Raw genomic sequence first — 15,206 nt, forward strand, 5'->3', positions numbered from 1 at the left:
TCCTGGCCATTTTTTCGTTGATTCAACTGAGGTTACTGAATGTCGTCGCCCGTAGAAAAGACAAACCTTCTGGGTCTTCCGAAGGCCCGGCTCGAGGCTTTTTTCGAGTCCCTGGGGGAAAAACGTTTTCGGGCGACTCAGGTTCTGCAGTGGATCCATCAGAGAGGGGCCGACGATTTCGACCTGATGACCAATATGAGCAAAAGTCTCCGGGACAAGCTCAAGGAAGTCGCTGAAATCCGTGGCCCTGAAGTTATCTACGATGAAACGTCCAAGGATGGCACCCGTAAATGGGTCATGCGGATGGATCAGGGCAATAGCATCGAGACTGTGCTGATTCCTGACGGCCAGCGGGGTACCCTTTGTGTGTCCTCCCAAATCGGCTGCAGTCTTGACTGCACTTTTTGTTCTACTGGCAAGCGCGGCTTTAACCGGAATCTGACTTCCGCTGAGATTATTGGTCAGGTGTGGGTGGCCCGTAAAGCCTTCATGCCATTTGAACCAGGCCCAGAACGCCCGATCACAAACGTGGTCATGATGGGAATGGGCGAGCCCCTACTGAACTTTGATAATGTCGTCGATGCCATGAACCTTATGATGGAGGACCTGGCCTACGGAATCTCCAAGCGTCGGGTAACCCTTAGTACTTCAGGTGTCGTGCCAGGCATAGATAAGCTGGGGGAGGTAACCGATGTCTCCCTGGCGATATCTCTGCACGCACCCAATGATGAGCTTCGCAACCAGTTGGTTCCCATTAACAAGAAATACCCTATTGCAGAGTTGCTGGCAGCCACCAAGCGATATATGGCACGGTTGCCGGACAAGCGAAAGGTCACTATTGAGTATACGGTCATCGAGGGCATGAACGACAAGCCGGAACATGCCCGCGAGCTGACTCAGCTTTTGCGCGATATACCTTGTAAAATCAATCTGATACCGTTTAATCCTTTCCCTGAAAGTGACTTCAAGCGGCCCAAGCTGTCTGCCACCCGCCGGTTCCAGACCATCCTGAACGAGGCCGGATATGTATCCACGATCCGAACGACCAGGGGTGACGATATTGACGCTGCCTGCGGCCAACTCGTCGGGCAATTCGAAGACCGCACGCGCAGAAGCCAACGCTATATTCCTGTACACCAGATGACCCCCTGAAATCAGGCCCGACACAGGATAGACAACATTGAATAACAGGCGCGCCTTTTTCCTTGCCAAGCTGACGATAAGTGCGTTGGTGATCACTTTGCTCACTGGCTGTGTAACTTCTTCGGACAGTCGTTTCGCCCGCGGAGCCGATGAGGATGCTGCCGTTCGTGATTACGTTCAGCTTGCCACAGCCTATGTGGCCCAGGGTAATTACGAACGAGCGAGAACCCACATTGAACGTGCACTTGAGATTAATCCCGATAGTCATGGCGCCCTGGCAACCATGGGACTTATTTTCCAGCGTGAAGGCGAGCCTGAATTAGCCGAGAAGGCGTTCAGAGACAGTCTGAAGCAGGAGCCGTCCTACACCCGTGGTCGGGTTTTCTATGCGGCTTTTCTGTACGAGCAGGGAGAGTACCGAAAGGCCCGCGATGAGTTTGCCATGGCGGCAGCTGATACCGGCTATCCAGACCGGGCGTCTGTCTTCTATAATCTTGGACGCGCGGAGCAGCGCTTGGGCAATGCCTCGGCTGCAGCGGAGGCGTTCAAACGTTCGGTAAGGCTTAGCCGTGGCGATGCGCGTTCGCTTCTGGCGCTTTCCACAGCCCTGGTAGATGCCGGGGAGTACGACGAGGCGGTCAGGCATTACGATCGTCTGATGGCCATCATGGCACGAAGCGAACGAATCTCGCACTCTCCGGAAAGCCTCCTTACCGGCATACGCATTGCTCGTTCTCAGGGTAATCAGGACCGTGCTGCCAGCCTCGCGCTTGTATTAAAGAACCAGTTTCCGAACTCAGAGCAATATCAAAAATATAAGGCACTGATGTCAGATGACAAGTGAAGAGACTCCGCAACAGCCGGCTCAGGATACCGTTGGCACTCAGCTTCGCAAGGCCCGTGAAGCCGCCGGGCTGAGCATTGCCGATGTCGCCGATAGTCAGCATCTTCGCCCGTCCATCATTCAGGCCATCGAAAACGGTGATTATGGCCAGATCGATACCGAGCTGTTCCTCAAGGGTTATGTGAGAGCCTATGCGGAACAGGTGCGAATGCCTGCCAACGGCCTTATTGCCCAGCTGGATCAGGAACTGGAACCTCGCAGGAGAGAGAAAGAAGCGGCGCAGGAAACTAACCCCCTTCAGGATATTGCCCGTAAAAAACAGCGCAAAAAGAAACTGGCCAAAGCAGTCATGCTGGTGATCGTCCTGGCGGCTGTTGCTTACCTTCTGTTCAGGGTAGTGAGTATCCAGCTCGGTGATGAGCTCACAGGCGTAAGTCCTTCAGACGAGAGTCCTATCATTGATGAGGATGCGCCACAGATTCCGGCCGGTGAAGATTCTCCTGCTGTGTTTGATCGGGAGCCGGTGAATGAGGCCGAGCTGCCGCCAGTGGATGAACCTTCGGACGAGCCGGCTGATGTGCAGGAAAGGGGTGGTGCAGAGGGCGGGGACATATCTTCCGACCGTATGGCACCGTCTGTTTCTGATGAAGCGGTTATCGAGCCCGATGCAGGCACAGAGTCGGGCCCCGGGGATAACGCAGAGGTCGGCACACCCACGGGTACTGATTTGCCTGGCGTGTCGCCCGAAGAAGGTGGCGACCCGGTCACGGAACCGGCTCCTGAACGCGAAACTTCCCGGGACGAAGCCGCACTCAACGGAGTTACAGAGCCGGCTGATTCCGAGGTCGAGGAAGTCGCACTGGCTGCAAGTTTTATAGACCCCTGCTGGGTACAGATAACCGATGCTGACGGCCGCACGATTGTATCGGCACTGTTCGGCGACGGGGATAGCCTGAATGTTCAGGGCAAGGCGCCCATGCGAGTGGTTCTGGGCGCGGCCGATGCTGTGTCGCGCTTGGAATTCAATGGCCAGATCGTTGACTTGTCCAGCTATCGCATCGTAAATAATCGAGTTGAATTCACCCTCGATGTATAGGTTTTTCAACACAAACCCACTTTCTGGTTTGGTTACTGATTATGAAACATGAATCGCCAATTAAACGCCGTGTGTCGCGACAGATAATGGTTGGGTCTGTTCCTGTTGGTGGTGATGCTCCAATCGCAGTCCAGAGCATGACAAACACGGAAACCCGTGATGTTGACGCCACCGTCGGTCAGATCGAGGCGCTCCAGCAGGCAGGCGCGGACATCGTTCGCGTTTCCGTGCCGTCCATGGATGCGGCTGAGGCCTTCGGAAAAATTCGGGCCCGGGTGTCAGTCCCACTGGTGGCGGATATACATTTCGACCACAAGATCGCGTTGCGTGTCGCTGAGCTTGGCGTTGATTGCCTGAGGATCAATCCGGGTAATATTGGCCGCGAAGACAGGGTCAGCGCAGTAATAACTGCGGCAAAAGACAGGAATATTCCAATCCGGATCGGCGTTAACGCCGGCTCACTTGAGAAGGAGCTCCAGAGAAAGTACGGCGAGCCCACCCATGAGGCTCTTGTCGAGTCAGCCATGCGCCACATCGATATTCTCGATCGACACGACTTCCAGAACTTCAAGGTGAGCCTGAAGGCTTCTGAAGTATTCATGACGGTGGCTGCGTACCGCCTTATCGCCAGCCAGATAGAGCAGCCTTTGCACCTGGGCATTACTGAAGCTGGAGGCCTGCGTTCGGGGACAGTGAAATCATCCATCGGCCTGGGCATGCTGCTGATGGACGGGATAGGTGACACCATCCGTGTTTCTTTGGCCGCCGATCCGGTACAGGAAGTGAAGGTTGGCTTCGACATCCTCAAGAGCCTGCGCCTGCGTAGCCGTGGGATCAACTTTGTGGCGTGTCCCAGCTGCTCGAGGCAGAACTTCGACGTCATCCAGACCATGAACGACCTTGAGGCCAGGCTGGAAGACGTGCGTGCACCCCTGGACGTTGCCATTATCGGGTGTATTGTCAATGGCCCCGGTGAGGCCAAGGAAGCTGACCTGGGTCTCACCGGGGGAAGTCCGAAAAACCTGTTCTACGTGGCAGGGCGCCCAAACCAGAAGCTTGACAATGCGAACCTGACCGACGATCTCGAGCGTTTAATCCGGGAAGAACTTGCCCGGCGCGAAGACGCTGAAAAGACAATCATCGCCCGGTCGGACGCTTAACCAGGGCCTGTTACCCCGACTTGGCTCAGGGTGGCTCGGACGACAACGAACAGTTACCGGCAGATAGAACTAAGGTTTAACGTTGGCTAAAATCCAGGCAATCCGGGGGATGAACGACATCCTGCCGGACCAGACAGCAACATGGCAGTATCTTGAGGATAAGGTAAGACAGGTCCTCGACAGTTATGGCTATGACCAGATCCGAATGCCCGTTGTCGAGCAAACGGAGCTTTTCCGGCGCTCTATCGGTGAAGTTACCGATATCGTAGAAAAGGAAATGTATACCTTTGCCGATCGCAACGGGGACAGCCTGACCCTGCGGCCCGAGGGCACTGCTGGCTGCGTCCGTGCTGCGGAAGAGCATGGCCTGCTGTTTAACCAGACCCGGAGGCTTTGGTATACCGGCCCCATGTTCCGTCATGAGCGGCCACAAAAGGGCCGGTACCGCCAGTTCCATCAGGTCGGGGTTGAATGCTTTGGCATGGATGGGCCAGACATTGACGCCGAGCTTCTGATAATGACGGCACGTCTTTGGCGTTCGCTCGGCCTTGCAGAGCACACACGGCTTGAGATCAACTCCATCGGTACCCCCGGATCGCGGCAATCTTTTCGTGACGCGCTTGTCACTTACCTGTCTGACTACCGCGACGATCTGGATGAGGATAGCAAGCGTCGGTTGGACACCAATCCGTTACGGATTCTGGATAGCAAGAACCCTGAAACCCAGCAGATACTCGACCAGGCTCCGAAACTGGACGATTTTCTTGATGAAGAATCCAAAGCCCATTTCGAGTCGCTCAGGGCGCTGCTCGACGCCGCCGGCATTGAATATATTGTCAATCCGCGACTGGTGAGGGGACTGGATTACTACGGTAAAACGGTCTTTGAATGGATTACAGACAGTCTCGGTGCCCAGGGCACGGTCTGTGCCGGTGGTCGGTATGACGGCCTGGTGGAGCAACTTGGCGGCAAGTCGACGCCAGCGGTTGGCTTTGCCATGGGTTTGGAGCGACTGGTTTTGCTTCTGGAAACTCTTGAGCTGGTACCTGACAGCGTCTCAGGCAATCCTGATATTTACGTCACTGCCATGGGAGAGACAGCAGTGAAGGCCGCGATCGCGCTCAGCGAAAAGCTTAGGGATGATCTGCCGGGCCGGGCAGTCATGACCCATTGCGGCGGTGGCAGCTTCAAGAGTCAGATGAAAAAAGCCGATCGAAGTGGCGCCTCTGTGGCGGTCATACTGGGCGAAAATGAAGTGAATTCGGGCACCGTGACCCTTAAACCACTTCGATCCAGTGCGCCACAGCAGGAAGTTGAAATGGCTGAAGCTGCCCCCCTGCTAACGCAATGGCTGGATGCTCAATAGCTAACCCGATAAACGACAAGTCCAACGACGAACTTTAGGCAGGAGTCATCATGGCCGAAATGCGTACAGAAGAAGAGCAGGTCGAAGCGATCAAAAATTGGTGGAAGAGCAACGGTATTTCCATACTCGTTGGTATTGGCGCTGCGCTGGCAATCGTGTTTGGCTGGCAGAGCTGGCAGGAGCAGAAGGCGGCAGAGCGTAGCCAGGCCGCTTCCCAGTTTGCAGGCTTGCTTAATGCGCTAAGCAGCAGTGATCTTGATACCCGTCTTGAAACCGTCCGTTACCTGGCTGGGGAACTGCAGGAAGATTTCGAGGACAGCGCCTACGCTGTCTACGGGACGCTCATACTGGCCCAGCAGCAATTACTGGAGCAGGACGATGCCGCAGCCGCAGTAGAATCACTCAAGTGGGCCCTTGACCGCGTAGAACAGGGTGGTCCGGTAGAGCCGATTGTGCGGCATCGGCTGGCCCAGGCACAGTTTGCGGCCGGCAATAACGATGAAGCCCTGGCAACGTTGCGAAATGGAACTGATGCTGAAGCATTTGCCCCGCTTTTTGCTGAGCTGGAGGGTGATATTCTGCTTGCCAGTGGCGACGAAGACTCCGCCAAAGAAGCATATAAAACAGCCCGCGAGGCTCTCGGCGAGCAGCGCAACGGTTTACTTGAATTAAAAATGGCGGACCTGTCGATCGGGGAGGAAGCTTGATGCCCCTGGGCAACCTGCGCCGTTACCTCGGCTTTACCTCGCTGTTGGGCCTCATTGTGCTGGCAGGGTGTAGCTCAAACGAACCGTTTGATGAGCCGGCACCACTGCCTGATGTGGTCGAGACCGTAAAGCTGGACACGGTTTGGTACATGTCGGTAGGGGACGGTCACGACGGTAACTTCCTTCACCTGCAGCCAACCCTGGTCGGCGATACACTCTATGCGGTCGCAGCTGACGGTATGATGGTTTCAGTTAGTCCCGAGAACGGCAAAGTGTACTGGCAGCATGAGCTTGACCGTCAGATCATGGCGGGTGTGGGCGCCGACCGGGACCAGCTTTATCTGGTGTCTCGCAAGGCAGAGCTGCTGAGCTATGGCCGTGAAGAAGGTGAAGCCAGGTGGCAGGCGGAGCTTCCTAATGAGGTTCTGGCGCCGCCCCAGTCCAACGGCTCCATCGTTGTGGTCCAGACCATTGATGGCAAGGTCCTCGCCTTCGATACCGCGTCGGGGGAGAAACGTTGGCAATACGATGGTGTCGTGCCGGTGCTTACCATTCGTGGAACAGCAACGCCACTGGTTGGTTCTGAGCTGACGCTGGTTGCCTTTGCTAACGGACAGTTGTTCGGCCTGTCTTCCGATAACGGTCAGCCGCTCTGGCAGTACGCGGTCGGCCAGCCTGAAGGTCGCACAGAACTTGAGCGTCTGGTGGATGTGTCAGCCCAGCCCCTGGTCATTGACAACGCTGCGTTGGTCGTTGGATACCAGGGCAGTCTCGCAGCGGTGGATATCCGTAACGGACAGGAGATCTGGCGCCGCAAGATGTCGAGCCTCAGAACTCCGACAATCGCGTATGGCAATGTGTATGTAACAGAGTCCAATGGATCCATTACTGCTGTCGACGGTAATTCCCGCCAGACGGTGTGGAGCCAGGACGGACTGGCCTGGCGTCAGCCCTCGGCTCCCACCGTAGCAGGGGAACATCTACTGGTCGGGGACTTCAAGGGTTACCTGCATACCCTGGCACTGGAAGACGGCGCCTTTACCGGCCAGCGTTCGCTTGACAGCGAGGGTATCAGGGTACCTATGCTTCGATGGCAGGACCTGGTTCTCGTGTACACTAATGGCGGCAGACTTGCCGCTGTCAAAGTGGTCCCGAAAGACTGAATTTATGACCCGGCAACGGGTCTACTCCCTTGGTAGCAAAAATTATGACGCCAGTGATTGCCCTGGTCGGCAGGCCAAACGTTGGCAAGTCGACACTGTTTAACCAGATGACTCGAACTCGTGATGCTCTGGTTGCGGACTTCCCGGGCCTGACCCGTGACCGCAAGTACGGCGAAGGGGAGTTGGATGACCGACGCTTCATCGTGATAGACACCGGTGGCCTGACAGGCGATGAGCAGGGGCTTGACGCCGAGATGGCAAAACAGTCCCTGTTAGCGGTTGAAGAAGCGGATATCGTCCTTTTTCTTGTAGATGGCCGTGCCGGGCTTGTCGCAGGGGATGAGTTGATTGCCCGGCAGTTGCGGCGGACCGGGAAAAAAATCCATCTGGTCGTCAACAAGACAGACGGCACCAATCCCGACGTTGCAGTGAGTGATTTCTTCAGTCTTGGTATGGACTCGGTGTTCCATATTGCCGCATCCCACAACCGGGGCATACGTTCCATGCTCGAAATGCTGCTGCCCTCTGCGGAGGAGTTGGCGGGGCAGGACCGGGCCGATCGTTACCCGGGCATCCGTATCGGGATCGTAGGGCGACCAAATGTGGGTAAATCCACCCTGGTTAACCGCATGCTTGGGGAAGACCGGGTCGTGGTCTACGATATGCCTGGTACCACTCGGGACAGTATCTATATACCCTTTGAGCGCCTGGGCCAGGAATACACCCTGATAGACACAGCAGGCGTGCGCCGCCGCAAAAATGTCCACGAAACGGTTGAGAAGTTTTCCATCATCAAGACGCTGAAAGCCATTGATGATGCCCATGTCGTCATTCTGGTGCTGGACGCTCGGGAAGGTCTCGTTGACCAGGATCTGCACCTGATTGGCTTTGTACTTGATGCCGGGCGCTCGCTGGTCATAGCCATTAATAAATGGGATGGAATGGATCCGGAGGACCGGGTTCGTGTAAAAGAACAGGTTCAGCGCCGGCTTGATTTCCTTAACTACGCTGACAAACACTATATCTCGGCTCTTCACGGCTCAGGGGTTGGCGTCATGTACGAGTCGGTCGCAGCCTGCTATGAGTCGTCCATGGCGAAATGGCCGACCAACCGTTTGACAACCATTCTTGAAGACGCCATATCCCAGCATCAGCCACCCATGGTCAGTGGCCGCAGAATCAAATTGCGGTACGCGCACCAGGGCGGGTCCAACCCGCCGGTAATTGTGGTGCACGGTAACCAGACCGCATCTTTACCCGGTGCCTATAAGCGCTATCTTGAGAACACTTTCCGTCGGGTATTGGCTGTGAAAGGCGCGCCTATACGGTTTGAGTTCAAGTCCAGCGAGAACCCTTTTGCCGGGCGCGTCAATCGCATGACACCTCGCCAGAAAGTCAAGAAGGATAACGACATAAAGGAAGGGCGTAACAAGCGTCCGAAGAAGCCGCGGATGAAAAGCAAGAAGCCGAGTTAGCGGCGAGCCCTGACAAGATGCAGTCAGAACACGCCACGTCCATGCCCAGGTTCGACTACAGGTTTTCAGACTGCTGCGCCTGAACCGCCGTTAGCGCAATGGTGAATACAATATCCTCCACCAGGGCTCCCCGCGAAAGGTCATTAACAGGCTTTCTCAGGCCCTGAAGCATGGGCCCGATGCTGATCACATTGGCACTCCGTTGTACCGCCTTGTATGTGGTATTGCCGGTGTTAAGATCAGGAAAGATAAAGACCGTTGCTTTCCCTGCTACCTTGCTGTCGGGGGCTTTGCTCTTGGCAACGCTTTCGATAGCGGCTGCATCGTATTGGAGGGGCCCGTCAATCAGTAGGTCCGGACGACGCTCCTGTGCTATGCGAGTAGCCTCCCGCACCTTGTCCACGTCCTGTCCCGTACCTGAATCCCCAGTGCTGTAACTTATCATTGCGACCACAGGGGTCACGCCAAAGGCTTCGGCAGATTCGGCGCTCTGGATGGCTATGTCCGCCAATTCTTCAGCATTGGGATCGGGATTGATCGCGCAGTCTCCGTAGACAAGGACCTGGTCTGGTAACAGCATAAAGAAAACCGACGACACTACCGAGGCATGCTCATGGGTCTTTATCAGCTGTAGGGCCGGGCGCACGGTGTTGGCTGTGGTATGCACGGCACCTGAGACCAGGCCGTCCGCGTCGTCCATGGCGACCATCATGGTCCCCAGTACCACGTTGTCCTCAAGCATCGCTTCTGCCATGTCCCGTGCAAGACCTTTGTGCTTGCGTAGTTCTACCATGGGGTCAACGTAGTCTGGCCGGGCTTTGACCGGGTCGATTATCTCAAGCGCCTCAGGAAGCGTCAGGCCCTGGGACTGGGCTGCCGACTCAATCTCCTCCCTATCCCCGATCAGGGCACAGGTGGCCAGGCCGCGTTGGTGACAGATTATGGCGGCCTGAATGGTCCGCGGCTCATTGCCCTCCGGCAATACAATGCGTTTGCCTGCAGCACGGGCTTTTTCGGAGAGCTGGTAGCGGAAGGCCGGTGGCGACAGACGGCGTTCGCGAGCAATACGAAGATGCGTCTGCAACCACTCTGTGTCCAGTTGGGTGGCAACCGCCTCCATAACGTTTTCGATCCGGTCCGGGTCGTCCACGGGCACTGCAGAGGAAATGGTCGCAAGGCGTCGAGCGGTTTCGTAGCTGTTGGCTCTTGTCGCGAGCACAGGCAGCCCGGTCGCAAATGCACCCCGGCAGGTGTTGAGCGTCCGGTCGTCAGGCCTGAGATCCCCGGTGAATAGCAGCCCAGCCAAAGGAACCCCGTTGAGGGCTGCCAGACAGGTCGCGACCAGGATATCCTCCCGGTCGCCGGGTGTGACAATGAGCGTGCCTGGCTTGAGTGTCTCGACCATGTTCGGAATGGTTCGGGCACTGATTGATACTTTCTGGACCCGTCGCTGCTCAATCTGGCCTTCGTTGAGAACAGTGGCATCTATTGCCCTGGCGAGGTCTGAAACCCTCGGAGCCAGCAGTTCCGGTTGCCAGGGAATCGAACCCAGCAGCCGCAGCCGTCCATCGCTGAAGACCCTGCACTCCGACGAGTAGTCCGGTAGCTCCCGGGGGCCTTCGGTATTGATACGCGGGGTAAATTCGGAGTGCTCAGGCTCGCCAACTTTATTGAGCACGACACCGATCACATCAGGATCTTCAGGATCTGCAAAAAGGCGCGCGGAAAATTCCAGCCACTCGTCCAGTTCTTCGGGTGTCCTGTCCTGGGGCGCGCTGACCAGGATAACATCTGCACCGAGGTTGCGGGCTATCTCGACGTTAAGACGGGCCGTATAGGCTTCGCTACGGTCCGGCACCAGGCCCTCGATGATGACCACGTCGGCCTCCCTGGCCGCTACATGGTATTCCGCCACAATGTCTTCCATGAGATCTTCAGTCTTGCCTTTGTTCAGCAACCGCTGCGCATAGTGAAGGCTAAGCGGTGCCGGTGGTTCAAGATGGCTGCGGGCTTTAATAAATCTGATCGAACTGTCGGTATGGTCGCGCTCGCCTGTATCTTGTTCTCCGGAGGTCTGACCGACAGGTTTGTAAAAGGCAACACGGACACCTACACGGTCCAGTGCCCTTACCAGACCAAGACAGACAGAGGTAAGACCGGATTCAAGTCCAGTAGGGGCAATAAAGAGATTTTTGGCCAAGGCTACGTCCTTCTGACATGGTTTTCTGGTGCCGACCTGCACTGCCGGTGCCAACTTTTTAGTAAGTTTTGAATAGGCTTCAAGCGTTTCGGGACTCCTGATCCGCAGCCCGGGCAATCACAAGTTCCTCATCGGTGGGAATAACGAGCACCGGAAAGCGGCTGCCATCGGCGTCGATACGCTGGCTGGATTCTCGTCCATGGTTGCTGTTGCGGTCGACGTCGAGCTGGAATCCCATTAAACCCAGCAGTGCAATGGTGTCCTGCCGGACCCTGGCGCTGTTCTCGCCAATGCCGCCGGTAAAGACGAGGGCGTCCAGAGCTGTAAGTGAGGCCATCATTGCACCGACATAGCGGGCCAGACGGAAACAGAAGACAGCCAGGGCCTGTGCTGAGGCCTCATCCCCCTGGTCTGCCTGGTCAACGAGAGTACGCATATCATTGGTAGAGCCCGACAGGCCGAGCAAGCCGCTCTCTTTGTTCAGTATGGCATTCAGTTCGTCAGCCTGAATCCCCTTGCCATTCAGGAAGTCGAAAAGCCCCGGGTCAATGTCGCCACAGCGGGTGCCCATGACCAGTCCTTCGAGCGGCGTCAGCCCCATGCTGGTATCGACACTCTTGCCATCCCTTATGGCTGTCATACTGCAACCATTGCCCAAGTGAGCTGAAATGATTGAAAGTGAGTTGGTTGGCCTGTCGAGAAGCCGGGCAGTTTCGGAAACCATGAAGCTGTGGCTGGTGCCGTGAAACCCGTAGCGCCTTACCCCCCAGTCGTCGTAGAAGCGTCGGGGCAGGGCGTAAAGATAGGCGTGCTGGGGCAGGGTCTGGTGAAAGGCGGTATCGAATACGGCGACCTGGGGCACGTCCGGGAAGAGCGAACGAGTCCCCTGAATGCCCTTCAGGTTGACCGGATTATGCAGCGGGGCAAGGCTGGCACAGTCCTCGATTGCAGCTATGATCTCATCGGTAAGCAGCGAGGGGGCTGTAAACGCCTCGCCACCATGAACCACACGGTGCCCGATGGCTTTGGGGTTACCTGACATCACCCCCGTATATCGGAAGTGCTCGACAATGGCGGCCAGGGCATCTTCATGCTTTGCTTTTGCGGGCAGGGGCACGGAGGTTCTGTCTGCCCTGGCGCTTGCGTCTTCCTGTCCCAGGCGCTCAGCCAGTGCGCTGGCCAGCCGCTCCAGACGGGCCGAAAACAGCGCCACCTTCAGGGATGAGCTTCCGCAGTTCACAACAAGTAGAGTATCTTCCATGAGTTCAACCAGTACCGAGATAGAGTTCTATGGTTCAGCTGCGTGAGCGATGGTTGGTTCTGAGCCAGTTCTCGAACTCGCTCTCCGGAGCAGGCCGGCTGTAAAAGTAGCCCTGTGCAAAATCGCAGCCGTTATCCATGAGGAAGCGGGTCTGGGGCTCTTCCTCTACGCCCTCCGCTACGACTGTCAGGCTTAGACTGTGTGCCATATTGATGATCGCTTTTACCAGAGCGGCGTCATCCTTGTGGGTCATGACATCACGAATAAAGGACTTATCAATTTTCAGCGTGTCAAAAGGATAACTTTTGAGGTAGCTAAGCGCTGAGAACCCAGTTCCGAAATCATCAACGGAGAGGCGAATGCCATGTTCATCAAGGCTCCTGAGTATCTCGGCCGTTTCAATGGTGTTGTCCAGAATCAGTCTTTCCGTGATTTCCAGCTCCAGTTGCCGGGGCGCCAGCCCTGCGGTTTCTAGCGCTGACAGAACCACAGCTACGAAATCGGGATCCCGAAACTGCCGCGGCGAGACATTCACTGCAATGCTCAACCGAAGCCCGGTGGCTTCATGCCAGCGCATGGCTGCGGCACAGGCCTCCTGTAGCACCCACTCACCGATCGGAATAATCAGGCCGGTCTCTTCCGCCAGCGGAATGAATTTGTCAGGCATCACCATCCCCATCGAGGGATTGTTCCAGCGTATCAATGCTTCGGCACCAATTAATAGCCCCGATGCCGTATGCACGATCGGCTGGTAATACAGCTCGAACTCATTCAGTTCAAGGGCCCGTCTGAGGCGGGACTCTATCTGAAGCCGCTCATGAGAGACGGCCTTCATTGCCGGGGCGAAGCGCTCATAGGCACTCTTGCCCTTGTGTTTGGCCTGGTACATGGCGGCGTCAGCATGTTGTAGCAGGGTGCCGCTGTTGTCAGAGTCAGTGGGGTAGATCGCGATGCCAATGCTGGTGGTTACAAAAACTTCCTGGGCACCGACCAGGAACGGTGGCACAAAGGTGTGCAATATCCTGTCTGCCACTTGTTCTGTCGCTTCCGGTCCAGTCATACCCGGCAGAATCACCAGAAACTCATCGCCACCCAGCCGTGCCACAGTGCTGGTTCCACGTAGGCAGCTGGAGATTCTTCGCGCAGCCTCAATCAAAAGGTTGTCGCCGGCGTCATGACCCATGGTGTCGTTGATGTGCTTGAAGTTGTCTAGGTCAAGGAACATGACACCGACGAGGCTGTCTTCACGGCGGGCATGGGCCAGAGCGAGCTTTAACCGGTCCAGCGCCAGCATTCGGTTGGGCAGGCCGGTCAATATGTCGTAGTTTGCCTGGCGTAGCAGCTGTTGCTCATACCGCTTACGGATACTGATGTCTTCGCCAAGGATGAGGAAGTGTGTTATTGCCCCTTCGGAATCCTTGATCGGCGTGACCACAACCTGTTCCCAGAAGCGTTCACCATTCTTTCGGCTGCTGTTGATCTCACCCTGCCATACGCCGACCCGTTGCACCTGTAAACGAATGTTCTGCCACAGCTGGCTATTCTCACGTTGTGTAAAACTGTCGCCGGAGATCATCCCAGGGTTCTTGCCAATGATCTCTTGGGCCTTGTGGCCGGTCAATTGCGTGAACTTCTGGTTCACAAACTCGATATGCCACTGCCGATCGCATATGAGTACAGATGAGGGGCTTTGCTCAATGGCCTTCGAAAGCTTCCGTATTTCGGTTGCATCCTGCTCCTGCCGCTCCACATCTTCGTTAAGCCTGGCACGCATGTGATTTATGGCCTCCGTCACCTGCGCCAGCTCATCCCGACGGTTCATCTCCGTGTCTGGACGATCAAGGACCAGGGGGCGGTGGAGGTTGTCCAGAGAGAAGTTGCGGGCGTAGCTCGCCATGGTGGACAGGTGCCGGGTGACGAAATACTGGAAGATCCAGACGATCAGAATCGAGATGAAGAAGGTCTTGAAAAACTGGGTAGTTAGGATAATCACAACCTTCCGGCGCAGGTCGCTGTATATCTCCTCCATGCTGGCCGTGATGGTCAACTCACCAAGGTCGTAGGGGATGTCGCTGTCATGGGTGAGGGAAAAGCTGCGCGTAATGGTGGCGACGTCCCGTGGCTTGTCGCCCATGACCAGTTCGGAGTCCGGAAAAATGCGCAATTGCAGATGGACAATATCCGGCAGACTCAGTATGCCCTCCATTTGCACTTGCAGAAGTTTCTGGTCGAGGGCCCAGAGGCTTCTCGAAAGGCTGCTCGCGTAGCTGGTTTCGATGACGGACATGCGTTCGTCTATCAGGGATACGTCCTTGCGGAAGTCCGAATAAATCTGGATCCCTGAGGCAAAGAGCGTGAATGCAGAGCTGAACAGAAGGATGTAAGCGAGCAACCGGAAGGACAGAGGCGATCCTGAACGGAACTGTTTAAAACGCGTCAACAGTGTCTGCATGCCGTGGTTCTAGCCAGCCTGTAATCCGGTGAAAAATGTAGTGACCTCTGAATACGCACCCGCCGGACGGATAAAATGCTCAGGTGTGCGAAATGACTATAGCAGCAGTTCCGCTCGATCGCTGCCAACGAACAGAAAAATTGATAAAAAACAGGAATATCACGGCTATGCACGGGGCCGGAAAATCTGATCGACATTTTCCGGGCACAAAAAAAACCGGTTTGGGGCCGGTTTATATAAGGCTGAACAGGCGATTAATTCTGTCCATGTTCTGAAAGTGGCGTCCCCTACCGGGTTCGAACCGGTGTTACCGCCGTGAAAGGGCGGTGTCCTAGGCCA

Annotated in this window: 11 protein-coding genes; 8 read left to right on the top strand and 3 right to left on the bottom strand. The window is 56.1% G+C overall.

What is annotated here, in order from left to right:
* Positions 1-39: 39 nt before the first annotated feature.
* The 8 genes from rlmN to der all read left to right on the top strand — a co-directional run bounded on the left by rlmN (position 40) and on the right by der (position 8,954).
* Positions 40-1,152 carry a dual-specificity RNA methyltransferase RlmN gene (gene rlmN, locus G7W63_RS17685; protein WP_166261496.1) on the top strand — a complete coding sequence of 371 codons (1,113 nt, stop codon included), beginning with the start codon at positions 40-42 and terminating at the stop codon, positions 1,150-1,152.
* Between the two features lie 28 nt (positions 1,153-1,180).
* Positions 1,181-1,987 carry a type IV pilus biogenesis/stability protein PilW gene (gene pilW, locus G7W63_RS17690; RefSeq protein WP_166261499.1) on the top strand — a complete coding sequence of 269 codons (807 nt, stop codon included), beginning with the start codon at positions 1,181-1,183 and terminating at the stop codon, positions 1,985-1,987.
* Positions 1,977-3,083: a RodZ domain-containing protein gene (locus G7W63_RS17695; protein ID WP_166261502.1), complete on the top strand. Its 1,107-nt coding sequence runs from the start codon at positions 1,977-1,979 to the stop codon at positions 3,081-3,083. Before pilW ends, G7W63_RS17695 begins: the two co-directional genes overlap by 11 nt.
* A 41-nt stretch (positions 3,084-3,124) precedes the next feature.
* Positions 3,125-4,243 (top strand): flavodoxin-dependent (E)-4-hydroxy-3-methylbut-2-enyl-diphosphate synthase, encoded by a 1,119-nt coding sequence (ispG, locus tag G7W63_RS17700; RefSeq protein WP_166261505.1) that lies wholly within the window; start codon positions 3,125-3,127, stop codon positions 4,241-4,243.
* Between the two features lie 82 nt (positions 4,244-4,325).
* A complete protein-coding gene (hisS, locus tag G7W63_RS17705; RefSeq protein ID WP_166261508.1) occupies positions 4,326-5,609 on the top strand; it encodes a histidine--tRNA ligase in 1,284 nt (427 codons plus the stop codon).
* A 50-nt stretch (positions 5,610-5,659) separates the two neighbouring features.
* Positions 5,660-6,316, top strand: coding sequence for a YfgM family protein (locus tag G7W63_RS17710; protein WP_166261511.1), 657 nt, complete (start codon positions 5,660-5,662; stop codon positions 6,314-6,316).
* A complete protein-coding gene (gene bamB, locus G7W63_RS17715) occupies positions 6,316-7,479 on the top strand; it encodes an outer membrane protein assembly factor BamB (RefSeq protein WP_166261514.1) in 1,164 nt (387 codons plus the stop codon). The genes G7W63_RS17710 and bamB overlap by 1 nt, the downstream gene beginning before the upstream one ends.
* A 44-nt stretch (positions 7,480-7,523) precedes the next feature.
* Entirely contained in the window at positions 7,524-8,954 is a 1,431-nt protein-coding gene (der, locus tag G7W63_RS17720) for a ribosome biogenesis GTPase Der (protein WP_166261517.1), read from the top strand.
* Between the two features lie 55 nt (positions 8,955-9,009).
* On the opposite strand, the gene pta is transcribed toward der, so the two are convergent.
* The 3 genes from pta to G7W63_RS17735 form a co-directional block, all read right to left on the bottom strand.
* A complete protein-coding gene (gene pta, locus G7W63_RS17725; RefSeq protein WP_166261520.1) occupies positions 9,010-11,154 on the bottom strand; it encodes a phosphate acetyltransferase in 2,145 nt (714 codons plus the stop codon).
* Positions 11,155-11,233: 79 nt separating this feature from the next.
* Positions 11,234-12,415, bottom strand: coding sequence for an acetate/propionate family kinase (locus G7W63_RS17730; protein WP_166261523.1), 1,182 nt, complete (start codon positions 12,413-12,415; stop codon positions 11,234-11,236).
* Between the two features lie 34 nt (positions 12,416-12,449).
* Complete coding sequence (locus G7W63_RS17735) at positions 12,450-14,867, bottom strand: bifunctional diguanylate cyclase/phosphodiesterase (RefSeq protein ID WP_166261526.1); 2,418 nt, start codon at positions 14,865-14,867, stop codon at positions 12,450-12,452.
* Positions 14,868-15,206: the final 339 nt, after the last annotated feature.

Origin of the sequence: Marinobacter salicampi, from assembly GCF_011074795.1 — a bacterium.
Classification (GTDB): Bacteria; Pseudomonadota; Gammaproteobacteria; order Pseudomonadales; family Oleiphilaceae; genus Marinobacter; species Marinobacter salicampi.